The 25510-nt window shown below is 42.1% G+C and carries 20 protein-coding genes; 10 read left to right on the top strand and 10 right to left on the bottom strand.

What is annotated here, in order from left to right:
* Positions 1-2 precede the first annotated feature (2 nt).
* Positions 3-845 (top strand): DUF4198 domain-containing protein, encoded by an 843-nt coding sequence (locus tag QUE86_RS07300; protein ID WP_286260163.1) that lies wholly within the window; start codon positions 3-5, stop codon positions 843-845.
* Positions 846-871: 26 nt separating this feature from the next.
* Here the strand turns inward: QUE86_RS07300 and QUE86_RS07305 are convergent, their stop codons facing one another.
* Complete coding sequence (locus tag QUE86_RS07305) at positions 872-1408, bottom strand: hypothetical protein (protein ID WP_286260164.1); 537 nt, start codon at positions 1406-1408, stop codon at positions 872-874.
* A gap of 128 nt (positions 1409-1536) precedes the next feature.
* Here QUE86_RS07305 and QUE86_RS07310 point away from each other — a divergent pair, with 128 nt between their 5' ends.
* From QUE86_RS07310 to QUE86_RS07320, 3 genes are read left to right on the top strand one after another with little or no spacing between them, the layout of a single operon-like run.
* The gene (locus QUE86_RS07310; protein WP_105173868.1) at positions 1537-1962 is read left to right on the top strand and encodes a DoxX family protein; all 426 of its coding nucleotides are present in this window, start codon (positions 1537-1539) and stop codon (positions 1960-1962) included.
* A gap of 60 nt (positions 1963-2022) precedes the next feature.
* The gene (locus QUE86_RS07315; protein ID WP_286260169.1) at positions 2023-2889 is read left to right on the top strand and encodes a pirin family protein; all 867 of its coding nucleotides are present in this window, start codon (positions 2023-2025) and stop codon (positions 2887-2889) included.
* 54 nt (positions 2890-2943) lie between these two features.
* A complete protein-coding gene (locus tag QUE86_RS07320) occupies positions 2944-3831 on the top strand; it encodes a LysR family transcriptional regulator (protein ID WP_130050188.1) in 888 nt (295 codons plus the stop codon).
* Here QUE86_RS07320 and QUE86_RS07325 read toward each other — a convergent pair.
* From QUE86_RS07325 to QUE86_RS07340, 4 genes are all read right to left on the bottom strand, one after another.
* Positions 3826-4701 carry an SMP-30/gluconolactonase/LRE family protein gene (locus tag QUE86_RS07325; protein WP_286260351.1) on the bottom strand — a complete coding sequence of 292 codons (876 nt, stop codon included), beginning with the start codon at positions 4699-4701 and terminating at the stop codon, positions 3826-3828. The genes QUE86_RS07320 and QUE86_RS07325 overlap by 6 nt on opposite strands.
* Positions 4702-4737: 36 nt before the next feature.
* Entirely contained in the window at positions 4738-5445 is a 708-nt protein-coding gene (locus tag QUE86_RS07330) for a sulfite exporter TauE/SafE family protein (RefSeq protein WP_130050187.1), read from the bottom strand.
* Between the two features lie 127 nt (positions 5446-5572).
* Positions 5573-6352 carry an SDR family NAD(P)-dependent oxidoreductase gene (locus QUE86_RS07335; protein ID WP_167658272.1) on the bottom strand — a complete coding sequence of 260 codons (780 nt, stop codon included), beginning with the start codon at positions 6350-6352 and terminating at the stop codon, positions 5573-5575.
* A 46-nt stretch (positions 6353-6398) separates the two neighbouring features.
* Positions 6399-7121, bottom strand: coding sequence for a FadR/GntR family transcriptional regulator (locus QUE86_RS07340; protein WP_054552285.1), 723 nt, complete (start codon positions 7119-7121; stop codon positions 6399-6401).
* A gap of 261 nt (positions 7122-7382) precedes the next feature.
* Here QUE86_RS07340 and QUE86_RS07345 point away from each other — a divergent pair, with 261 nt between their 5' ends.
* Positions 7383-9011: a sodium:solute symporter gene (locus QUE86_RS07345; protein ID WP_167658273.1), complete on the top strand. Its 1629-nt coding sequence runs from the start codon at positions 7383-7385 to the stop codon at positions 9009-9011.
* A gap of 54 nt (positions 9012-9065) precedes the next feature.
* On the opposite strand, the gene QUE86_RS07350 is transcribed toward QUE86_RS07345, so the two are convergent.
* A complete protein-coding gene (locus tag QUE86_RS07350) occupies positions 9066-10094 on the bottom strand; it encodes a glycoside hydrolase family 43 protein (RefSeq protein WP_286260177.1) in 1029 nt (342 codons plus the stop codon).
* Between the two features lie 103 nt (positions 10095-10197).
* Here QUE86_RS07350 and QUE86_RS07355 point away from each other — a divergent pair, with 103 nt between their 5' ends.
* On the top strand, positions 10198-11202 hold the full coding sequence (locus tag QUE86_RS07355; RefSeq protein ID WP_434784472.1) for an arabinan endo-1,5-alpha-L-arabinosidase: 1005 nt from the start codon (positions 10198-10200) through the stop codon (positions 11200-11202).
* Between the two features lie 82 nt (positions 11203-11284).
* Here QUE86_RS07355 and QUE86_RS07360 read toward each other — a convergent pair whose 3' ends face one another.
* From QUE86_RS07360 to QUE86_RS07375, 4 genes are all read right to left on the bottom strand, one after another.
* Positions 11285-11710 (bottom strand): FKBP-type peptidyl-prolyl cis-trans isomerase, encoded by a 426-nt coding sequence (locus QUE86_RS07360; RefSeq protein ID WP_178926405.1) that lies wholly within the window; start codon positions 11708-11710, stop codon positions 11285-11287.
* A 10-nt stretch (positions 11711-11720) separates the two neighbouring features.
* Positions 11721-14165, bottom strand: coding sequence for a glycoside hydrolase family 127 protein (locus QUE86_RS07365; protein WP_286260180.1), 2445 nt, complete (start codon positions 14163-14165; stop codon positions 11721-11723).
* A 77-nt stretch (positions 14166-14242) separates the two neighbouring features.
* Entirely contained in the window at positions 14243-15580 is a 1338-nt protein-coding gene (locus QUE86_RS07370; RefSeq protein ID WP_130050180.1) for an MFS transporter, read from the bottom strand.
* 270 nt (positions 15581-15850) lie between these two features.
* Positions 15851-18667, bottom strand: a complete 2817-nt coding sequence (locus QUE86_RS07375) for a TonB-dependent receptor (RefSeq protein ID WP_130050179.1) — start codon at positions 18665-18667, stop codon at positions 15851-15853.
* Positions 18668-19265: 598 nt separating this feature from the next.
* Here QUE86_RS07375 and QUE86_RS07380 point away from each other — a divergent pair.
* The 4 genes from QUE86_RS07380 (at position 19266) to QUE86_RS07395 (ending at position 25400) form a co-directional block, all read left to right on the top strand.
* Entirely contained in the window at positions 19266-20228 is a 963-nt protein-coding gene (locus tag QUE86_RS07380; protein WP_239976786.1) for a glycoside hydrolase family 43 protein, read from the top strand.
* Between the two features lie 354 nt (positions 20229-20582).
* A complete protein-coding gene (locus QUE86_RS07385; RefSeq protein WP_250661455.1) occupies positions 20583-24008 on the top strand; it encodes a LamG-like jellyroll fold domain-containing protein in 3426 nt (1141 codons plus the stop codon).
* Positions 24009-24060: 52 nt separating this feature from the next.
* Complete coding sequence (locus QUE86_RS07390) at positions 24061-24558, top strand: hypothetical protein (RefSeq protein WP_286260186.1); 498 nt, start codon at positions 24061-24063, stop codon at positions 24556-24558.
* 407 nt (positions 24559-24965) lie between these two features.
* Positions 24966-25400, top strand: coding sequence for a DUF4019 domain-containing protein (locus QUE86_RS07395; RefSeq protein WP_130050177.1), 435 nt, complete (start codon positions 24966-24968; stop codon positions 25398-25400).
* Positions 25401-25510 lie beyond the last annotated feature (110 nt).

A 25510-nucleotide genomic window follows, 5' to 3' on the forward strand; every position in this document is an offset into this window, starting at 1 on the left:
CAATGAAATTAAAATTATTAAAAACGGCGCTGATCGGCGCAGTAACCTTCACAGCACTTGCCTCTGGCTATGCACAAGCACACGCCCGTTGGTTAATGCCATCTCACACTTCTTTATCTGGTGAGAAAACTCACTATGTGATGATCGATGCCAGTATTTCGAATGAGTTGTTTAGCCCAGATAAAGCATACCGCCCGAAAGAAAAAGGCGCAGAGTATGACGACAACTTATTAATTGCCCTTGCTCCAAATGGTAAGCCGGTTGAAGAAACTATCCGCGCATACTACTTAAAACGCAAAAACTCAGCGGCAGTGAGCTTAACGCAAGACGGTACTTACCATATTGCTATGCAGCAAAAACCAATGCTAATGACTTTCTATAAAGACAAAGATGGCAACCGTGGCCGTGTGTTCGCAGGTAAAAAAGAAGCAGACCTACCAGCAGGCGCAACCGATGTACGCACTGTAAAATCAATCGCAACGGTTGATACTTTTGTAAGCCGTAATGGTACTTCTAAGCCAACATTGCTTGGTCAAGGTTTAGAAATTTCAGGCCCAACTCACCCGAACGATCTATTTGCTGGTGAAGAAGCTAAGTTCCAATTATTAATGGATGGCAAACCAGCCGCTGACGTTGAGCTTGCTATTGTTCGTGGTAGTGCACGCTACCGTAATGAGCGTGACGAAGTGAAAGTAACAACCGATAAAAAAGGCTTCTTTACTGTGACATTCGCTCATGCCGATATGTATCTGATTGAAGCATCTGTTGATCAAAAACCAACAGAGGCTGATATCGATAACGTACGCTATTCATTATTCACAACGCTTGAAGTGGCGCCTGAGTAGTTTGCTAATTAGGCCTTAAAATTGGCCTAATTCGACTTTCGAGGAAGGCGGTAGTCAACAGTGTGATCGCAGCTACCGTCTTTCTCGCAATCATTAACCCCATCACCATCGACATCCCAGCTTGGCTGCATGCCTTTTAATGTACTTTTTACGACGCTAATATCGGCAGTAAATTCACTTTGCTCATCACGGCGCGCGGCATTGCGCATCAAAAAGACCCGAATCACATAATCGCCATCATCAGAGATTTTAATCTCAGCATGATCACCTTTTACCGGGCCAACAAACAAAGCAGTTGGGTTGCCTTTTGGTAAAATATTAAAGTAGTTGCTTGAATTTGATGGAGCAAAATCAACCGTTAAGGTAGTGCCTTTATTAAGGTTAATTTGATATTCCAGCATCTCATAACCTTTAATTGTGTCTTTAACTTGCCAGCTTTGCTGCACCGCAATATCTGAAGCTAGCAACTCATAATGACGACTATTTGGTAAATTTTGTTCAGCAAACACCAAGCTACTTGTAGCCACCGAAAAACAAAACCCTATCAATAACAACAACTTCATATTCAACCTCTTTTTGGATTCTTTTTTAGAGAATGATAAATGCTGATTTTACAATTTTTAATTCTTTTAAAGTGAACTTATAGTTACTCCATCGCAGACACACTGCTTAACGAAACAGGATACCTACTATGAAACTTTTTACTTTAATCTCAGCTCAACCACACTTACAAAATATTAGCACTTTATTGGCACGTATTGGTTTATCGGCCATCTTTTTACTAACCGGCTTTAGCAAAATAGAGTTTTTCGATGCTACAGCGCAATATATGAGTAGTGTCGGTTTACCAGAGTTCTTACTGCCGTTTGTGATTGCCTTTGAAATTGTTGGCGGATTATTTATTTTACTAGGCTTTTTAACACAACTAACCGCTGTCGCTTTTGCTGGTTTCAGCCTAGTTAGTGCTTTGTTATTCCACTTTCAACTTGATGATCAAATGCAATTTTTAATGTTCTACAAAAACATTGCAATGGCAGGCGGCTTTTTAGCATTAGCCAGTGTTGGTGCAGGCAAAATCAGCCTAGATCAACTAGTGTTAAAACGTAGTCAGGCTTAACATTTATCCCAGCCAATAACCTAGGTTGTTGGCTGAATTTGTTTTTAAGAGGGCGCGAATATGGCAACGTTATTAACAGCAACCAGCCATGATATTGGTGGGCTCGATGTAAAACGCATCTTGCCTCATTTTGACAAAAAAATGGTTGGCCCATTTATCTTTTTTGACCACATGGGACCAAATCACTTTCCTCGCGGTGAGGGCATAAATGTGAAGCCTCACCCTCATATTGGCCTATCAACGCTCACTTATTTATTTACGGGCAGTATTTACCATCGCGATTCGCTAGGTAATAGCCTGCAAATAGAACCCGGCGATGTTAACTGGATGACCGCAGGTCGCGGGATAGTGCACTCAGAAAGAGAAAGCCTTGAAGTGCGGGCGAGCGAGCACGACATCAATGGTCTGCAATGCTGGGTTGCTTTACCTGAGAGTATAACCGAAATAGCACCGCGTTTTGAACATATCAAAAAACAGCAATTGCCTGAGAAAATCGAAAAAGGCGTGCTGATGAGACTCATTGTCGGTGATGCCTATGGCTTAAGCTCCCCTGTGAAAAGCTACTCACCGATGTTTTATGTCGATACGGTAGCAGAGCAAGGTAGCCATATAACTAAACCGCATCCTCATCATGAAACCGCAGTGTATGTTATTTATGGTGAAATTAGTGTGGGTGATACGCGCTATACCCAAGGCGACTTTGTACTACTTGATGACAGCGAACACGAAATAACGACTCTGGTGCACAGCCGCTTTATTTTACTCGGTGGCAGTAAATTCAATAAAGTCCCGTATTTACACTGGAATTTTGTTGCTTACAGCAAAGAGCGCATCGAGCAAGCAAAACAAGATTGGCAAGCACAGCGTTTTGCTAGAATCCCCGGTGATGAGCTTGAGTATATTGAGTTGCCCTCACCTAAAAAGTAAACTTTTTCAGTATTTACAGGTACTATTAGGTAGTTAAGTAAGCAAAGGAACATCATGCTAAGAATTACGCTAGAACAGTGGCGCATGTTTCGTGCTGTTGTTGAATTTGGAGGCTTTAACCAAGCCTCACAAGGTATTCATAAAAGCCAATCGAGTATTCATAATGCAGTTGGCAAAATTGAATCTGCACTCGATGTAAAGTTATTCAGCATTCAAGGCCGCAAAACCGTGCTCACTGAAGCTGGCGAAATGATGCTGCGCCGTGCTAATTACTTACTCGATGAAGCCGCAAAAGTTGAGGCAATAGGCCAGACGTTAGGTGAAGGCATCGAAAGCAAATTACGAATTGCTGTTGATGCTATTTTCCCACAGCAATTGCTTTATAAAGTGCTTAACGATACCTCGTCACAATACCCGCAACTGCGTATTGAACTCCATGAGTCTGTGCTGATGGGGGGGAATGAACTGCTCGAAAACGATCAGGTTGATATTGCTATTACCGGCTTTCCAATTGCGGCAAACTTTCACGAAGAATTATGTGATATTGAGTTTATTGCCGTTGCACACCCAGATCACCCTTTGCATGCAATAGAGCGTGAAATAACCCTCGAAGATTTAAAATCACACCGCCAAATTGTTGTCCGCGATTCAGCCAATAAGCACAAGCAAGATGGTGGATGGTTAGGTGCCGATCAGCGCTGGACGGTAACTCATTTGCGCACTTCTATTGATATGATCAGTAATGGACTTGGCTTTGCGTGGTTGCCAAAAATAGCAATAGAAAAACACCTTGCGGCGAGGCAAATGAAAGCACTTAATTTAACCCATAACAGTAGTCGCAGCGCTAAGTTACACTTGCTCTTTAAAGATGGTGATAAGCTTGGTCCAGCAGCACGCGCTTTCCTTGGAGAATTGCGTTACCAAGTGATGGAGAACCTATAGTTTCAGGGGCGTTTCAGCAATGCCTTTAACGCCCGGCTCGAGAATAAACACGCCACCACTGTGCGGGTAATCAGCGAGAACTGAGTCCTCCAGACCCACTGCAGCGGTAGTCACAGCTAAATGCATTAGCTCCTCGCCAACAAATGCGACACTCGTAACACGCGGTGCGGGCAAGCGAATAAACTGCACCTGCTCGCCGCTTGGTGAAAAACGATAAACGCCATAGCCATTCCAAGCGGCAACCCATAAATGGTCTTCGTTATCAACGGTCATGCCATCTGGAAAGCCCATACTTTCACTAAAGCGAATAAACTCTTGTTTATCAGAAAGCTCGCCCTGCTTATTCAGAACAAAACGATAGATAGTTTGTTTATCTGAGTCAGTAGAATATAGAAAATAGCCATTTTTACTCACCGCAGGGCCATTGCTGATGGTGTAGTTATGATCAACAGAAATCGGAGCTTGCCCATGTCCAAAACGATATAACTTACCACTATTGGTTTGCTCTTGAGAGTCCATAGAGCCAAAAAAACCAAAGCCTTGGCGAGACGTTTTGCCATCGTTTAAACGATTTTTTGAGGGTTCATGGTCTATTGAATAAAGTAGTTCGCGGCTGAAATTTTCACTACAAAGTTTATAAATACCTTTGGCAAAGCCTGCAACTAGTTCACCCTGCTCGGTTTCCATAACCCAGCAAATAGGCTCTGGCATGGAAAACTGGCTAACTCGCATTGATTGGCAATCTAAGCGAAACAAGCGCTGCCCTAAAATATCTACCCAAAATAAGCAGTTATGTGCTTTTGCAAAATAGGCCCCTTCGCCTAATTGGCACTGGCTAGAAATAATCATTTTGATGGTGTCATCGAGCATTGGCTTCACTACACGAACAGCTGAACTATTCTCATTCTATCTATGTATGAAAATAAGTGCTAGGCCAGATAACCCCGCAACGAGTAAGATTATGCCGCGAATGGCCTTCTCGTTGAGGTTATTGTTAATCACAAACGACAAGCCCCAGCCAATTAAAATTGCTGGCAAACAAAAAAAGAATAGCTTTACATCAGTCATATCGGCGGAACCTGTAAGCATCAATACGATAATGCCAAACAGGTTTATAAACACGAAAAATGCACTCAAGTTAGCTTTAATTTTTTCTTTATCTTCAGCTTGGTAGAGTAGCCCCATTGGAGCACCTCCTGCAGAAGTTGTGGTACCCAAAAAGCCCGACGACATTGATGCTAGTAAACTAGTAATTGTTGAGATTTTCGGTTTCATACCTATGATAGACAAAGCCACCACCACCAAAATACTCACCCCTAGCAGAAGCTGATACTGCTTCGCATTGACATACCACATCACGACAGCAGCTAAAATGACACCTATAGCACCGCCAATAATAGATATACCAGTTTGCTTCATGTCTATCGCGCCACGGTGCTTAATCATTAATACCGACGTTAAAAACAGCGCATTCAAAATCATTGGCCCAGGCACCAGATCTGGCATTAGCCAGTAAAGCACAGGCACACATAACATTCCTAAACCAAAGCCAATAACACTTTGTAGGCAAGCACCAATAATCAGAATTAAATAAACAAGTACAAAGTCGGTCAAACTTTCTTACCACCTTCCTAAGTATGAGCTCTGCTGAGCCTAAATCGTATATTTTATTATTATAGTATCATTTTAATTATGTAAAATTTTTATTTCACGCTAGTCATTTTGTTATCGTTTCGCAAGATTATGTCCAACCCGCATCCACTATCAATGATTGTGCAGTCATCATACAGCTGTCATCTGCGGCCAAAAATAGCGCGGCATTCACTACATGGTCTGGTTGAATAGTTTCGTTAATACACTGACTTAAACGAACATCTTCAATCATTTCTGGGGTTAGCCAATGCGTAATCTGGCGCTCTGTCATCACCCAACCTGGTACCAGTGAGTTCACACGAATATTATCTTTACCATATGAAGCAGCTAATGAACGGGTTAAACCTTCAATACCCGCTTTTGCGGTTGTGTAGGCTGGCATGCCGGTCTGCTTAATACGCCAGCTTACCGACCCCATATTGATAATGCTACCACCGCCTAAACGCTGCATCTGCTCAACCACTGCTTGAGATGAAAAGAAACACGGGCGTAAGTTAACTGCAAACTTGTCTTCCCAATATTTCACATCCATATTCTCTGCAGCATGACGAGTGTCATCGGCTGCGTTATTAATTAACACACCAATATCACCTTGCTGCTGGCGAGTTTGCTCAATGGCCGCTTTTAAAGCTTCAACATCACGTATATCACAATGGATAAATTGTGGGTCAAATTCATATTTACCAGCTAATTTTGCGCACAACGCATCGCTTTGCTCAGTTGCAATATCAACAAAGGTGACTTTCGCGCCCTGCTCGCAGAACCGCCTTACCATTACTTCACCAATTCCCGATGCACCGCCAGTAATAAACACACTCTTACCAGCAAGGCTTGGGTAAACTGTTTTTAGCTCGTTTGAATTTGGCATGATAACCTTATGTTTTAAAAGTCATTACAACGTAAAGAAGCGATACTTATTGAGCCGCTTCTTTATCAGCGATTTCTTTTTCAATAAACGCCATTGCTTCATCAATCATGTACGTCATCATGTTTTTAGCACGCTCAGGATCGCCGCTCGCAATTGCGTTATACACTTTAAAGTGCTCCTCAGCGATGGCCTTTTTATTGCCTTTAGCTGGCGTAGTATGCTGAATACTCACGTGCAGCGCTGTGCGAATAAAATCACGTAATTGGTAGAAAAAACGGTTACCACTGGCATGTAAAATTGCCGTGTGAAATGCAAGATCAGGCTCATGCATCACGCCTTCAGGCTCTTCTGCCGCAGCTTGCATTTTATCTAGTGCCATTTTAATTTCTGCAATTGCCGCTTGGTCGCCTTTTCTTGCTGCAAGTGCTGCTGCTTGAGGTTCGATAGCCAAGCGCACTTGTAAGAATTCTTTAAGTACGTAAAGTGAAGGGCTGCTTTCTAGTAACCATTTTAATACGCTTGTGTCGTATAAGTTCCAGTTCTCCGCCGATTCAACACGAATACCTTGTCGTGGACGAGAAGAAATCAGTCCTTTTGCAGCAAGCATTTTCACTGCTTCACGGACAGCTGTGCGGCTAATACCATACACTTCACATAGTTGTGCTTCAGTTGGTAGCCCCGTTTCAGTGTTATAATCACCAACAATAATTGCTTTACCGAGCTCATTGGTAACTTGTTGTGATAAGTTTAAATTTTCTAAACGCGCCATGTGTGTTCCTCAAAAGATCTGAGTAATATGATACATCTATAAAGCTATTCCGTCATCCTGCAAATAATCTATTAAAATCAATAGCAAACAAAAAACAACCTAATACAAGTGTCTAAAATTCACACAGTATAGTCACCATTTAGAACACAGACTGTCACCTTATTTTAACAAATCTCTTTCACTCGGCCTATTTATAATATAATATTTTTATTCAACAATTATAAAGCTAAACTCTCTTTTCAAAATTAGGTGGAACACACGATGGTCGAACTAAGTACCTTAGACTGGGCAGTGCTAGCAGGATTTTTTGTCCTGTTACTTGGCGTTGTCGTGATGTCTATGCGACAAAAAGAAGAAGACACCGCTGATTACTTTTTAGCGGGTCGTAATGCAAGTTGGTTAGTGATTGGTGCCTCTATTTTCGCATCAAACATTGGCTCAGAACATTTAGTGGGTCTTTCAGGTTCAGGTGCACAATCGGGTATGGCACTAGCTCACTGGGAGATGCAATCGTGGATCATTCTACTACTCGGTTGGATTTTCGTGCCTTTCTATTGGAGTAGTAAAGTCTACACCATGCCTGAATTCTTAGAGCGCCGCTTTAACTCTAAATCACGTACTTTCTTATCTGTAATCTCATTGATTAGCTATGTATTAACCAAGGTCGCAGTAACGGTTTATGCCGGCGGTATCGCATTTAAAACAATCTTAGGTATTGAGAGTATTTGGGGTATCGATTTCTTCTGGATCTCAGCCATTGGCCTTGTAGTGATCACGGGTATTTATACGGTGCTTGGTGGTATGAAAGCCATTATGTGGACCTCTGTGTTGCAAACTCCGGTGCTCATTATTGGCTCCTTAGTCATACTCGTTGTTGGTCTAGATAAAGTAGGTGGCTGGGCAGAAGTTGAGCGTATCAACGATGCTAATATGCATCTTATTCGTAGTGCTTCAGATGCTGAGTTCCCTTGGCCTGGCATTGTATTTGGTTCATTCATTATTGGTTTTTGGTATTGGTGTACCGACCAATACATCGTACAACGTGTTTTATCTGCAAAAGGCATTAAAGAAGCACGTCGCGGTACCATGTTCGCCGGTTACTTAAAGCTACTTCCTGTATTTATCTTCTTAGTGCCGGGCATGATTGCATACGCATTGAATGTTAAAGGTATTATTAGCTATGACAGTGCTGACCAAGCATTCCCAACTCTCGTTGCTGAGCTATTACCAGCTGGTGTTAAGGGGATTGTAATTGGTGGTTTAGTAGCAGCCCTTATGAGTTCTTTAGCATCATTATTTAATTCGTCAGCGACCTTGTTCACGATTGATTTCTATAAAAAATTCAAACCTGAATCATCTGAGAGGCACCTTCTTAAAGTAGGCCGTATTGCCACTATCGTTATTGTTATATTAGGCTTGCTGTGGATACCCGTCATGAGTTTAATAGCCGATGTGCTTTATGAATACTTGCAAAGTGTGCAGTCTCTTATTGCACCGGGAATTGCAGCAGTATTCTTACTAGGTTTATGCAGTAAACGCATCACTCCAACTGCTGGTTTTGTGGGTTTAGTATCAGGTTTTGTGCTTGGTATGATCCGCTTAGTGTTGCTGCCATTTAAAGATGATTTAACAGGTTCATCATTTGCGTGGATCACCACGATGAACTGGTTATATTACTGTATTCTGCTATTTGTCGTGGTCGTTGCGATTATGATTGTGGTGAGTATTTTCACCAAGCAAGCAGACGAAGAACAATTGAAAGGTCTTACTTTCTCAAGCCTAGATAAAGCAACGATGAAAGAAGTAGCTGCCGGCCTAGATAAGTGGGATTACATTCATACCGCGGGTATTATTGGTATTACTGCCTTTATTTACTACCGCTTCTGGTAATCGTTCGTTCCCAAAGTTGTAGGGCGCCAATTGGCGCCCTTTTTTTAAAAGTTGTTAATCGGCGAGTTCTGGTGAGAACACTGGAAAACCGTTTTTATCCCACGTAATAATGCGTGCTCGCGCATGGCGATTTGGGTCTGTCAGTGGTGTGCCTTTCAGCTCTTTATAGTCACGACTGTGATAAATCATTAAATCGGTTACACCATCTTCAGCTTTTACAAAACTGTTGTGCCCAGGGCCAAAACGACCTAGCTCAGCATTGGTGGTGAACACCGGCTCAGCCTTTTTATGCCAACTAGCAGGATCAAGCAAATCAGCATTCACATCTGCCCATAGCAAGCCCATCGCATATCGATGATCGGTGGCACTGGCTGAATACGTGACAAATATTTTATCACCATGGGTGATGACTGCAGCACCTTCGTTTACCTTGTAGCCTTGCACTTCCCAATCAAGGGTTGGCTCTGTAATCGCGATAATGGGTTCTTTAATTGATGTTGGTGAGTCCATTTCAGCTAACCATAAAGCAGAGTTATAAGTTGCAGGCTGGTTCTGCTGCGCCCAAATCATATAACGCTTACCCTTGTGCGTGAAACTTGTGGCATCAAGCGAAAAACTATCAAGGTGGCTGGTTACTTGCCCCATTTCTTGCCACTCACCTTGCATCGGATTAGCACTGTCGTTTTTAAGCGCATACATACGAATACTGAACGGCTTTTCGATATCACCTGCGGCGAAGTAGATATACCAACTGCCATCAATCTGATGTAGCTCAGGGGCCCAAATATTGACACTCATTAGGCCTTTATCGCGCTTTTGCCAAATAACTTTCGGCTCTGCTAATTTTAAATCGTTTAAACGACAAGCTTGGCGCAGCTCAATTTCATCAAATTTCGGCGAACTACCAATAAACGTGTAACAACCACTTTTATCATCACGAACTAACCATGGATCAGCACGTTTGAGTACAATGGGGTTATCAATTGGCGCAAGAGTCTTGCTACTATTAGCATCAGCAAAGGCTGACAATGACGAGGCGCTTAACGCACTAACAAGCGTTAGCCGAGATATTTTTTTGAGCATAATGTGTCCTGTATTTCGTCTCGATTTTATTGTTAATATTGTATTACATATTATATAGTAGCTGAATGAACACAAGAGTTAAAACAACAAAAGGTATTCAAGCATGAGACTCGTAAGTAACGTGACACAAGCGATGAAGTGGCTTTCAACAGGGCTACTTTTTTCTGCCGCAGCCGTATCTGCAAAGCAAGTTGAAGTACACGATCCGGTCATGGCCAAAGAAGGCGACACGTATTATGTATTTAGCACAGGCCCTGGCATTACCTATTATGAATCGAAAGATTTAACCAACTGGAAACTCACAGGTCGCGTTTTTAAAGATGAGCCAAGTTGGGCAAAGCGTGTTTCCCCTAATTTCGGGGGCCACTTATGGGCACCCGATGTATACGAGAAAAATGGTAAATTTTACCTTTATTATTCAGTCTCTGCATTTGGCAAAAACACCTCTGCAATTGGTGTAACGGTTAACGAAACCCTTGACCCAGCCTCACCTGATTACAAGTGGATTGACTACGGTATTGTGGTTGAATCAGTGCCAGAGCGTGACGATTGGAACGCTATCGACCCTGCGATTATCGTAGATGACAAGGGTACACCGTGGATGAGCTTCGGTTCGTTTTGGGGGGGCTTAAAGCTAGTACAACTTGATGATGACATGGTTCGCTTAGCAAAGCCTGAAAAATGGCACCACATTGCGAGTCGTCCAAACACGGAGCATGGTCCGATTGAAGCACCTTATATCTTTAAAAAGAACGGCTATTACTACCTATTTGTATCATTTGATAAGTGCTGCCAAGGTGTAAAAAGTACTTACAATGTTCGCGTAGGTCGCAGCAAAAATGTTGAAGGCCCATATTTAGATAAGCAAGGTCGCTCAATGATTGATGGTGGTGGTAGCTTAGTTATTGAAGGTAACAAAGATTGGGCAGCCCTTGGTCACAATGCTGCATATACCTTTGATGGTAAAGACTATTTAGTATTACACGCCTACGAAACAGCAGATAATGGCGTGCAAAAGCTACGTATTTTACCTATGAGTTGGAAAAACGATTGGCCTGTTGTTAACCCAGCCGACCTAAATAAGCTTACAACCAAGCTTAAAAAGTAATTATTCAAACGTAAAAAACCTGCAAAATTGCAGGTTTTTTATTTACTTAAGTGACCTAGTTTGAGGTTCCAAGAAGGTACTATTAATTAAAATCAAGCAAGGTAATATCAACTAGCATGGGGCTTTGACAGCCTTGCTGATGCTTCTCGTCAATAAACGAGCTATACACATCACGTGCAAGGTGCGCAGGTATTAAAATCTCAAAGCGACTCCCTTTATTCATTAATTGCAGCGCCTCTTGTAAGCCCACTATCGCCTCTGCAATTTCGTACTCTACAGCAGCACCTTGCTTGCGAGTATCGAATAACACCCGACCATTTTTAAGTGTAACCCGTTGATGCACAACCACTGTGGCATCCCAACTAGGTTTATCCCCCTGACCTTGCTCAATTATTCGATAACCAAGCCCTGTGGGTGTGTGATAAAAACTGTGTTGCTCAGCGTTGTTATCTAAAAGCGACGGTAAGATTTGCTCTTTAGCCGTCGCAAACACATTGTTGCTTAACATAGCCAACTCTTTATTGTGTGTTGATTAAACGAATACCATAGATACCACCAGCAACAGAGTCTTTGTCGGCAGCAAAACGTAAGGTAAGCGTTTTCGACTTTTTCATTGCCTCTGTTAATGGGTAATCAATGGTGTAGAACTCATCAGTTGGCTTGCCTACGGGCAAACTAACTGCAGCTAATTGCTCACCATTTAAATTAATAGAGAAATGACGGTCCACATCGCCAATAAAATAGCGAACACGCAAAGCAACCGCTTTTTGTTCTGGGTTACTAAGCTGATACTCAAACCAACCTGTCGCATCGCGCCAGTGATGACCATTATTGACACCTGCACGGGTTCCTTCACCTTTAAAGTCGTGTTCAACTTCAGGTTGTTGCTCACCCGGCGTAATTTGATCAACGGTTAATAAACGAAGTTGCTCTTTCGCTTGTTCAACAGCTTTTGCATTGGCAACAAATTGCGTGAACTGAGCTTTGCTTTGCTGCGGCCAATACACTTGATAACGACTATCGTGTAAGCGGAAGAACGGAATTAGCTCAGTACTTTTGGTGTTATCGATACCTTGTTTAGCAATCGCCACATTTTTATCGGCGATAAATGCTAGCTCTTGACCCGGCTTACGAGTGAGGTCGGCAATAAATTTTTCTGGCTCACTCAGCATGATTGGTAGAGCTTCTGGCGGACAAGTTGGCCCTGCAGCGATGTGGCCCATGCGGCTATTGTCAGCAACAAAGTTAAGCTTTTCATTTGCAAAAGCGTGTACTTTAGTAGCCATTACAACAGGTCCGTACATCACAGAATAATAATGCTGACCATCAGGTAGCTGCTCAGTATAAAGCTTAGGGCTAAGTTCAAAAGCAAGCTTATCACCGCTTTGCCATGCATGGCTGATACTGTAATAACCGTCTTTTTCGGTTGCGCTTACAGCCTGTCCATTTAAAGTAAAGCTCAGCTCACCCTGCTGCCAAGACGGTTTACGAATATGAATTACCGACTCAGAGCTTTGCTCTTCAGACAAGCGATTCACAGTAAGTGAGACCTTGTTATCATCTGGGAATTGGCTGTCTTGCGTGATCTGTAAACCCTGCTGCTGCCAATTTAACGTGCTTGGAATAAACAAGTTTACCCATAACTCTTTACCGGTATTGCTATAAATCAGCTCACCATATTTGCTGTGATTTTCAATACCTGAGCCTACGCAACACCACATAGAATCTTGCACTGACGAATACATGCGGTAATGCCCAGGGCGCATTGAGGTAAAGTAAACAAGACCACCATGCTCTGGGTGTTGTGACGATAAAATATGGTTATATGTGGCGCGCTCATAATAGTCTAAATAGCGCGTATCACCGGTTTTTAAGAACAATAATTTACTCAGTTTCATCATGTTGTAAGTGTTGCAGGTTTCTGGGCCTTCAACATCTTCAACCATGGGCGTGAAGTCACTTTTATCATGAAAATGCTCACGTACCGAGTTACCGCCAATAGATACTGAGCGCTCTTGGCTTACTGTTTTCCAGAAAAAGTCAGCACCTTGCTGCCATGCTTTATCATCGCTGGCATTAGCCACTTTCAACATACCAATAATTTTTGGTATTTGTGTATTGGCATGCAGGCCAGTTAACTTATCTTCTTTATGTAACAACGGTTCAATAATGATGTTATGAGAGAACTGTCGGGCTAGTTTTAAGTAGCGCTCATCGTCACTGATAAAATACATATCAGCAAAAACATCATTTAAGCCACCATGCTCTGAATACAGCATTTGTTGAACTTGCTCATCAGTTAGCTTAGCAGTGATCGCTAAGAACCATTCGCCTAACTTAAATAGCATTTGTTTGGCTTTATCATTGCCTGCCACGTCGTATGCATCACGCAAGCCATGGAAAATTTTATCGATGTTATAAAGTGGTACCCAGCGGTCGTTTAAGCTGAATAAGTCGGCTTTGATTTCACCTCTTTCAATCTGCTGCCACATTTCATCGCCATTTGGGATACCGCCTAAGTAACCACCTGTGGCTTGTTGAGCGCGATCCAGCTCACTCAGCATATAATCTAAACGTTGCTTTAATTCTTCATCACCTGTGGCAGCCCACGCAAGGCTCAAGGCAGAAAGATAATGACCGCCAATATGACCATCAAGGCCTGTACTTTCCCAGTTGCCATAGTTTGGCGCTTTTGGCTCAAGGCCTGCTTCACGCAGATAAGGAGCAAGCAGCTGATCAGGATGAAGTGCTAATAAATAACGCACATTCGTTTGTTGTGCATGTAAAAACGGGCTGGCACTTAAACTTATTTGCTTGAGGGCAAATAAATGTTGTTCGCTGGTATGTTCAGCATGCTCAACAGAAGCAGCTTGTTTACTGTCAGTTGGCATTTCACTGCAACCGCTCACAGTTAATATTGCAGCGCAAACGCTTGCCAAATAGCTAACTTTGAATGTGTTCATACTGTTGTCTCCCAGCGAATTGTTATTTTAAAGAGCAAAGCGCACACACTTTTTAAGTGTGTGCGTTTAAAGAGTAGTTATTTTGGTAGGCGTTTATGAATAACCATATCCGTATAGTACTCATCGGTAATTTTGTATTTTTTCAAGATCAGACCTAGCAAGGCGTGGAATACACCAGGAATGATAGTTAGCATCAGTGCTAAGCCCATTAGGGTAAATTCGGTTTGCTCAACGTTAGGCTTGTACTCAAAAAATGCCAGTAATAAACCACCCGCTAAGCCAGCTAAACCGCCCCCTGCTTTTTGGCAGAATGAAATACCACCAAACGATAGGCCCGATGCACGGACGCCGTCTTTAATTTCACCGTAATCTACGGCTTCAGCAATAGCAGACCAGAACACAGGTGCATGTAAATCAACCACAAATGACAAGATGATATAAAGCACAAACGCCATCATTACATCGCCCGGTTGCACCACAAAGTACATTAGCAATGAGATGAATAGCACGGCAATTTGTGATTGACGGAATAGCTTCATTTTACAGTAACGCTGGGTGATCCACGTACTTGCCACCATTGAGACAATAGATGCTGCAATACCCGCACTGGTAAAGGCCCCCGCTAAATCTGGTACACCTAAATAATACGTTGCGTAATACATAGCAACACTGCCACGGATCGCATAGCCAAGCGTACCAAGCACACATGCTGCACACAGTAGTAACCATTGGTCGTTCTTAATAAGTACTTTTAATTGCGTAAGTACACCTTCGGTTTGTGGCTCATGAGTAATACGTTCGCGAGTAGTAAAGAAGCAAAACAAAAATAGTGCTACGGCACATGCCGATACCAATGCCATTGCCAGTTTATAACCATACGACAAGCTGCCATCACCCCAATATGAGGCAAGTAGCGGTACTGAAAATACGATTATTACATTAGCAATTTTTGCGAAGAACATACGGTAGCCGTTGGCTGACAAACGTTCTTTAGGATCAGCGGTTAATACACCAATGTAAGAAATATAAGGAATGGCAACACCGGTAAACATCAAGGTTGCAAACAGGTAAGTGGCATAAGCCCAAGCCAACTTCATGTTGTAGTCGAAATCAGGCGTAGTAAATAACAGTACGACCGACAAACCATATGGCACAGATAAAAATAAGAACCAGTGACGGAACTGACCCCAACGAGTTTTCACTTTGTCGGTGATCACTCCCATTAATGGATCGGTAAAGGCATCAACAAAACGCGCCACTAAAAACAACACCCCCATATCAACCGGATCAAGCCCGTAGATATCGGTGTAAAAGAAAGACATAAAATAGAATAACGCTGCAACCATGACATTCACTGCCATGTCACCGGCACCAAAGCCGACCTTTTCTACAACGGATAACTTTTGAGATTCCATACAACAACACCCTAATTGGTCAATAATGAGTCGCAACTCACTATTTCAAGCAATGTCGAAAACCATCAACATTGCGCATCAAATAAATTTACAGCCTTAGATATTACACAGCTTGGCCATAGCGTTCGTTATTTTTGTAAATTTAATGCTAATCTAATTAATAGTATTATCATACTTATTAAATCGCAACTCTTTTCGACCGATAGTTTGGTTTATAAAAACCAATAAAAAACCCCAGCAAAGCCGGGGTTTTGGGTCTATTTTAGAAATTTAGAAAGAATAACGTGCGCCAAGTGCAAACGTTCGTGAGTAGATACCATTACCAAAGTTAAATAGGTTGTCGTTACCTTCACCATAGTAATTTTGATATACGTCATCTAGGATGTTCGTTGCATCAAAAGTAACCACTAAATCATCATTCACATTGTAGCTAAATTGGAAGTCTAAGCTTTGCTCAGGACGACTCCAAAACTGAATTGGATTAGCAAAGATTGCCGCTTCGTTACCTGTGTAGAACTCAGAACGCCACACATAAGATAAACGCATGTCGAATGAATCACGCTCGTAGATACCTACGATGCTGTACGATTCATCAGAAACACCGGCCATTTGCGAATCAACATAACCAGAGATTTCACCTAGCTCATTGAATTCAGGTGTATCCTGTTCTGAATCAAGCATCGTGTAGCTTGCTTGCACACCAAAACCGTTTAAGTAATCTGGTAAATTTTCAGGGAAGTAAACTAAACCAATTTCTAAACCAGACAACTCACCGTTTGAAGCATTCACTGGTGCGCTTAATACATATGGACGTGTTACGCCGTCATCACCTTCGCGCACAACTTGCTTACGACCCGCAACAACTAAGCCTTCAATTTCACGTTTAAAATAAGCAGCATAAAGTGAGCTTGTATCTGCGAAGTACCACTCAAGTGATACGTCGTAGTTCTTTGATTCTGTAGGTTTAAGCTCTGGGTTACCACCATTACCTGTACCGTATGTTGCACCTTCTGTTAGAGGATCGTACCAGTATTGCAGCGCGTTTAAGTCAGCAAAGTTAGGCATACGTAATGTTTCTGTGTACGCAACACGACCCACTACATCATCTGTGATGTTCCAGTTAAGCACAAAGCTTGGTAGTAATGCGCTGCTATCAGCACTTGCTGAGCTTTCTTCAAAAACGTTTGAGTTCATTCCGCCAGATTCAGCGACAAAGTCCATATCTTGCTCGTAGCTTACATAACGTAAGCCAAATTCACCGCTAATATCTTCCGTTAAGAAGAAGTTAGTTGTTGCATAAAGCGCGTATGAATTTTCTTCGATATCAAATGTTTTGTATACGTCCTCAGCTTCAATGCCATAAACACTACGAACAGCATCGCCGTTATCTAGCATGTATCCACCATCAGCAGTTATAAAGCTGTTGAATACGTCAGCGCGGCCATCGAAATAATCATCAACCTGGAATACAACGCCTGTACCATCGCCGGATGCACCCGCAGCTGCTAGCTGTTCAATAAAACTTGCTAAAGAAGTGTTAGCAATGCCAGCATCTTGACCACGTGTGTATTCTTGCGCTGTACGTTTTTCGTAACGACCACCAAACTTCACTTTATCGAAGATAGCGCCGCCAATAAGATATTCTGCATCAAATGTGAAGGTTAGTGCATCACCGGCATTACCGCCGCCATTGTCATAAATAGTGCCGGCATTCCAGTTTTCGATAGCAGCCATATCTGCTTCGTTTACCGCTGTATTTGGGTTATCCCAAAACGCGATACCTGGTACACCGTCTTTATCGTTAAAGTCAACGTCTAAGCCATAAGCTCTACGGTCAAAGCGCATTGCAAAAAAATCTGTTTCGTACTCACTGTCTTGGTAAACAACTTCAGTGTTGATGGTGAGATAATCGCTTGCTTGCCACTCGGCTCCTAGAGCATATAAGTAGCTATCTGTTTTACCGTATGAAAAATCGCCACTTTGGAAGCCACCTGCTCCAATTGCTTGCTTTTCTTTAATTACGTTAGTGCCATCAAACACGGTTGGCGTTTCAATAAAGCCGTTGCCGTTTTCAAAAGTATTTGAGAACCACATCGCATTTTGCGATTCGTTTTCGTAACCTGTATAGAAACCTTCTGCTGTAATTTCGAGGGTTTCATCTGGTGCCCACTGTAAAGATACAGACGCCGCAGGACGTTTACGAAGACCTGTGTATGAAGCACCAAAAATTGCATCACGCGCTAGTAAATATTCAGTTGGCTCACCATTTACATCTAAAGTAGAACCTGATGCAGTAGGTAGGCCTAACTCAGTACCTTGAGTCCAAAATTCATTCGGTATACGTGAATACGGCGAATAATTAGCCTGCGGTTTATCAGTAAAGAATGGAAATGCAGCGCCCGCAGTCATAGAATCATCGCGGTAATGTGTTTCAGCGTATGAAATATTAACTAACGCACCAAACTCACCAGCACCGTCGATTTCCCAACGGTTAGAGAGTAATGCACTGATATTTGGATCAACTTCATCGGGTTGATCAGAGTAAATCGCACGTGCCGCTAAAACAACTTTTTCACCTTCGAAGTTGAAAGGACGGTGAGTTTTAATATCAATCGCACCTGCGATACCACGTTCGATTTGATCCGCCGAACGGGTTTTATAAACTGTTACGCCTGAAAGTAAACTTGCAGGAATGTCTTGCAGTGCCACATCACGACCCGCACCTGTAAAGATAGCACGACCATTAACTGTGGTATTAACATCAGTAAGACCACGGATTGAAACCGCGCTTACTTCACCAGCACCACGGCCCGTTGTTTGTACACCTGTTACACGTTGTAGTGCTTCAACTACGTTGTTATCAGGGAATTTGCCAATATCTTCAGCAACAATTGCATCCACGATTTGAACGCTTGCACGTTTTTCATCTAGCGCTTTGTTTAAACTGCCGCGAATACCTGATACTTGAATGACTTCCATCTCATCGACGTTATTATCAGGAGTTTTTGGTGTTTCCTCCTGCGCAAAAGCAAATTGACAGGTAAATGCCATAACTACAGCACTGGCTATGTGTGTTCTTTTAAACATAAGCGGTGTTCTCCAAATTATAGTTATATCGGTCCGCTGAACTTTCCCCATTCAGTTACCGAAGAGTGACCACTGCATTGTGCATCGTGTGTTGTCAAAACGGTGCGCGAGTGTGTCTATATTTTTTATGTTAATACATTGCTGCCTGAACTTTAATCATATTGTATGATTATTTAACAGTCAACTCAAAAAGCCAAATTAAAATAACTGTCATTATGTTTACAAAAAACGTTGCAATTATAACATGTTACAAACTCAAATCGTGCTGCGTTTTTGTTTTGGGAATTTATTAAGGCCCATTATTATCAGTAGCTTAGCGTTTACTGGTTTGCTTATTTAATTTGTCTTTCACTCATCTAGAGCAACAAAAAAGGGCTAACAAGTTATTTACTCGGCGTATTTTGGTGCTACTATGATTAAAATACAATAATACAATATAGAGCTATTTTTTGCTGCACTTTTGCTGATTTGTTTTGATGTAAACAATCAGTTACTCAGTATAATCAGGCGTACACTGTGTATTATCTGGTCACTTAGAGCGAGCCTTAAGTACAAAAGCAGCAGTTCGAACAACAATTATTAATCACAGAGGACACTCATGAAGAAATTGAAAGCGTTAGCGCTGCCATTGCTTTTTTCGAGCAGCTTAGCCGTTGCACAAAACCCATTATTCACCGATGTATTTACTGCAGATCCTGCAGCACTTGTTCATAACGACACCGTATACCTTTATACAGGTCATGATGAAGCACCTAATAATGACGTATTTTTTGAAATGCATGACTGGTTAGCCTTTTCATCAACAGATATGGTTAACTGGAAAAAACACGGTCCAATCATGAAAGCTACAGACTTTAAATGGGCAAAAGGTGAAGCATGGGCTTCACATATGATTGAGCGTGATGGCACTTTCTACTTCTTTACAACTGTTCGCCACAACGATACAAAACCAGGTTTTGCAATTGGTGTTGCTACTTCTAAATCACCAACGGGTCCATTTAAAGACGCGATTGGTCACGCGCTTGTTACTGATGACATGACCAAGCACACACCAAATGATTGGGACGACATTGATCCAGCTATTTTCACTGAAGAAAACGGTGATACTTACATGTTCTTTGGTAACTTAATGCCAAAATACGTAAAGCTAAGCGACGACTTACTGTCTCTAGATGGTGAAATTAAAACGCTAGACTTGCCTAACTTTACCGAAGCATTATGGGTTCATAAGAAAAACGACAACTACTATGTATCTTACGCATGTGAGTTCCCTGAGAAGATCTGTTATGCCATGAGTAAAAGCATTCATGGGCCATGGGAATATAAAGGTATCTTGAATGAGATCGCAGGTAACAGCGAAACCAACCACCAATCAATCATCGAATACAAAGGTAAAGACTACTTTATTTACCATACTGGCGCTGTACCACCGATTGATGGCAAACCAAGTGGCGGGCGTTTTCGCCGCTCAGTGGCGATTGAGCCGCTATATTACAATGAAGATGGCACACTTAAACGTATTATCATGACCACTGAAGGTCTAAGTAAACAAGACAACTAATCTCAAAAAGGGCTCTTTAAGAGCCCTTTTTAGTGGTCAAATGTAATACAAATAAACAAATTTACCGGAAAATCCTCACTTGCAGATAAGCAAAAAACTTCCCTAATAGAGCAAAAACATCGAAAAAAACGCCAAAACTGGCAACTTGAAAAAATTAAAATCACGCTGTACACATTGTAAACACTGACACTTCGTGTTTACATATCAATTACCTTTGCAAAAGTATTTGCACATTTTAAATCGTACTATAAAATTACAATACTACGTTCTTATTAGTTTGATATAGGCACGCGGCAATTTTATTGACAACAATCGAATAAAAAAATGAATCCCAGTTTCAAGAGGACACATAAAATGAAATTAAATAAATTAGCCATGGTCATAGCCTGCTCTTTGGCTGTTACAGGTTGTGGCAAAGAAGATGGTACTAAGCTTGACACAGCACCAGCGGTTGCCGACCCACAAAGTGCAAAACCGACAGTAAGCAGCAGTGTTGAATACACTGAATCAGGTAGCGTAATGGTTACCAATGTAAGCGTGCACGATCCTTCTGTCGTTAAAGTTGACGATACTTATTATATTTTTGGTTCACACCTTGCTGCCGCTAAATCAACTGATCTCTTGAACTGGGAAATGATTTCGAGTCTTTCAGCTAACGAAGCTGTTAATGAAAGTCCGCTATTTGATTACAACTACACAGCTGAAATTGCCGAAGGCATCGAATGGACAGACGGTTTCACTGGAAACTGGGCTGCTGATGTTATTCAGGCACCAAATGGCAAGTTTTGGTTCTACTATAACCACTGTGCACAAGACAACCCAGATACACCGGATGTTGTTGATGAAGTGTGCTGGAATCGCTCTTACCTTGGTTTAGCTGAAGCGGACAATATTGAAGGCCCGTATAAAAACAAAGGCATTTTCTTACGCAGCGGTTATCGCTCAGAAGCAGAATTTACAGCATACCCACTTGATAACGGCCAAACAACATGGAACGGTGCCGTTGATCCTAATGCCATTGATCCTGCTGCCTTCTACGATGCTGACGGCAAACTTTGGATGGTTTACGGCTCTTACTCTGGCGGTATTTTCGTGCTAGCAATGGACGAAGAAACGGGTATGCCAGAAGCAGGCCAAGGGTATGGTAAAAAGCTAGTAGGCGGTGACTTCCGCGCAATGGAAGGGGCATTTGTAATGTACAGCCCAGAAAGTGAATACTACTACCTATTCTTCTCAGTTGCAGGGTTTGATCTTAACGGTGGTTACAACATCCGTGTTGCTCGCTCTAAAACACCTGATGGCCCTTACTTAGATAACGCAGGTAATGACATTGCAGCTATAGGCGGCCTTGAGGTCGGCGAAAAACTAATGGGCGGCTTTGAGTACACGCAAGAACTTGGCGAAACAGCACCAGCGTGGGGCTACCAATCACCAGGCCATAACTCTGCTTACTATGATGAAGCGACAGGTCGTCATATCTTAGTAACGCATACACGTTTCCCACAAACGTCTACTGAGTTCCCTGAAAATACTGCAGCGCACCAAGTTCGTGTACATGAAATGTTTATTAACTCATTAGGTTGGCCAATGGCTTCACCGCAACGTTATGTGCCGCTTGAAGGCGACAACATGGTTGTTGCTGATGAACTTTATGGTTACTACAAATTTATCAACCATGGTAACGATGTAAACACAGATGCTATTCGTTCAATGCATATTGCATTAAACGAAGATCACTCAGTAACGGGTGATGATCCAGGTATCTGGTACATGATTGATGACTCAAATATTAAACTTGAGTTAGATTCTGGTACTTACTTTGGCGTAGCTAAATGGCAATGGGATGATGCAACTAAAGCGATGGCGGTCACTGTATCGGCCACATCAAGCGAAGGTGCTACCATTTGGGCAAGTAAACGTGATGAAATCACAGATACTGCTAACGTACTGGGTACTGTTCAAGAAGCGCTTGATATTAAAACGGAATTATCAATTGCAGACGAAGGCTATTCATTACCAACAAAAGGTAAAGATGGTGCTGCAATTAACTGGGAAAGTAGTGATGAATACTACATCACCAGTGAAGGCTCTGTATTTATTCCAACACCAGACCGCGGCGATAAAGCGGTTACTTTAACGGCTAATATCTCTTTAAATGGCGAGAGCACAACCAAGACTTTTAATGTAAACCTTGAGGCGCGCCCTGAGTTTAAAAATGCGATTGCACACTATGCGTTTGAAGATTCGTTAAGTGATGGCTTAGGTAACCTTGATGATGCTGGTGTAACAGATAACAACCTGTTAAATGTGGGTGCTGGTACAGCTGCATACGCAGAAGGTCAAACAGGTAAAGCCTTTAACTTTGATGGTGCAACCGGCGTACGCTTACCTGATGAAATCATTAACTCTGACAGTTTTACCGTTTCTTTTTGGTCAAAACCAGACACACTCACTCCTTACACACCACTATTCTTTGCAGCAGAAAATGCCAATCGTTGGATTAGCTACATACCTGGTGGAGCTGCTCATTTTACCGAAAACCCATTAATTTGGAGTTTTTATCTTGGTGATAATGGTGAAGAGCTATGGAATCAAATAGTTCATACACAAAAAGCAACTCAAAGCGAATGGACTCATGTGGCCATTAGCTATGATGAAGGGATTATGAACTATTACTCGGATGGGGTCTTAGTTGGCTCTATGCCTCGCCCAGATATGTTCAGCCATGAATCTAGTAACTTTGCTCTGGGTGTGAACTACGGCTGGGATTTACCTTTCCAAGGTCAAATTGATGAATTCATTGTATATGACTATGCCCTTAATAGTTTTAATATTAATGCTGCAGCAATGACAAACCAAACCAACCCAGATAACTTCCCTGCATTCATTAAGAGTGCACTTGATTTAGGTGACTTATCTGCAGTACGTGAAAGCTTTGAGTTACCACGTGTAGGTCCATTCGTGTCTGGTATTAGCTGGACGTCAAACAACGAAGAGTACTTAAAACCTGTTAATGGCACTGCTGTTGTGACACAACCTAGCGCGTCTGCTGGCGACCAAGTTGTGACATTAACTGCAACCATTAAGTACAAAGACTTTACTGATACTAAGTCATTCGATGTAACCTTAAAATCACTTGCGCCTGCTGAATACAGCTTTGAAGGTGACCTAAGTGCATTAAACGGCGCATACGCGGCAGGTAAATCAACCGGTGGTTTCATCAATAATACAGGCGGTAGCGTGAGCTATGTTGACGGTATTATTGGCCAAGCAGTATTCCTTGAAGGTTCAGGTGTTCGTCTACCGGATAACCTAATCACTACCAATGACTACTCTGTATCTATGTGGCTTAAACCTGAAAGCTTCACAGATTACACATCCGTATTTTTTGCCGGAGCAAGTGCTAACGCTTGGTTAAGTTATGTGCCATCTATGGCTGGTACAGGCCTAACTCGTTTATGGGCAAATAACGGGGCCTTCTTCGATAATGCAGAACTAGATAGCCGTATTCCTGCAAAAGAGTGGACTCACGTTGCATTCACTGTTGATGGTACCAACGGTGACGTGTTGAAGATGTATGTTAACGGTGAACTACAGCTAGAAACCGGTGGCTTCCCGCGCGTATTCACGGTTCCTGGTGAAACAAATGAGTTTGCACTCGGTGTTAACTACTGGGATACACCTTATAACGGTGCTATCGATGAACTGAAAATTTTCAACGGTGCGATTAGTGCTGAAGAAATAAAAGCACTCTACGATGCAGCTGCTGCACAAGAGTAACAAAGTGAGGTGAGCTGCCTCACCTCAACTATTTGTTGTCTGGAAAGGCCGGGTGAAAACCCGGCTTTTTTCTAAAGCTTTAGTACCCCTTGCCGATACGTACATATCATTCACTTTCATCGCTATCATTATGGCTATTAACTCATTAGCAAGTGCGTTAACTATCTCAAACGCAGATACAGCAAGCGGTAATACCAACCCAAAAGTAGGCTACAAACTCAGCAACCTAGAGATAAATAAACTCTCTGGTCGTGAAACAGAGCCCGCTCAAAAAGAAGAAATAACTAGCGAACTCCCTGCTCATATTCGCAAAATGGTTGAACAGCTAGAAAAGCTTAAAGAGCAACTTGAACTTGCCAAAGAGCAATTAGCCAAACTGCAAGCACTTAAAAACCAAGAAGATGAAGCTGTAAAAGTGCAAGTTGAAACGCAGACCAAAATGGTCATGGAAATTCAAACGCAAATAATGTCTCTTAGCCAATCAATTAGCGACGCGCTAAAAGAAGCAGGTATTAGCGACCCAGGAGTGCTAATGAGTGTGTTGGTTTGATGGAAGCTGTAAGTTTTGAGCTATAAGCTTTACTCTTGTCGCTTTCCCCTCGCTTATTTCTCCCATAAAACCCAAAAAAGGGGCAAAAACCCAGTAACTATGCGGGCTCTGAAATATCGAGCACGCAAATACGAAACTTCCTTAGCAGTAAAAATAAGAGTTATTTATGGTCATTGTCGTTACATTTAGCAGCTGTTAACACGACTTTTTTTGCTCAACAAATCAACAGTATAAACTTAATAATTTAATCTACATCGCCACTTTGAGGACTCAGTTGCAAAGATCGTTCAAATAAAAAACAACACTTAAATCTCACCAAAACACCTTTACTAACACTTTTTTAGTATAGAAATTAACCAACTCATTCGTATTATGAATTCACCCTATGAACGAAGTGAGGGCGTCTTATGCGTCAAATTTTATTACTTTCTGTAAATGGATTTACGCTACAAAAACTATTTTTACTGACATCATTATTGGTTTGTTTATTTGCCAATGCTGAAGAGGAAAACCCTATTGCAACTGCCAGAGCATGGTTAAACTTGGTTGATTCGGGTGAGTACCACGAGAGCTGGCAGCAAGCTGATCAGGTCTTTCAAAGCACCACGCCCAAAGCTCGCTGGCAAACGGCCTTAAATCAAATACGCGTTCCTTTAGGCCGAGTTATGTCTCGCACCTATTTTGGCACAGCAAAATATGACTCATTACCCGGTCTGCCAAATGGTGAGTATTTAGTGGTCAAGTTTCAAACCGAGTTCATGAATAAAGAAGCTGTGATTGAAACGCTAAGTCTTAGTAAAGCTGCTGACGGCTGGCATCCGCTGGGTTACTTGATCAATTAGTTTAAAACAGTACAAAGCACCTTGAGCTATGTGCTGTAAGATTTATCGGCAGTCAAAATGCTTATCTGCGGGAAAATAAACCGCACAATTGATGAATAGTATTTATTGTT

Origin of the sequence: Pseudoalteromonas apostichopi (genome assembly GCF_030297135.1) — a bacterium.
GTDB lineage: Bacteria > Pseudomonadota > Gammaproteobacteria > Enterobacterales > Alteromonadaceae > Pseudoalteromonas > Pseudoalteromonas apostichopi.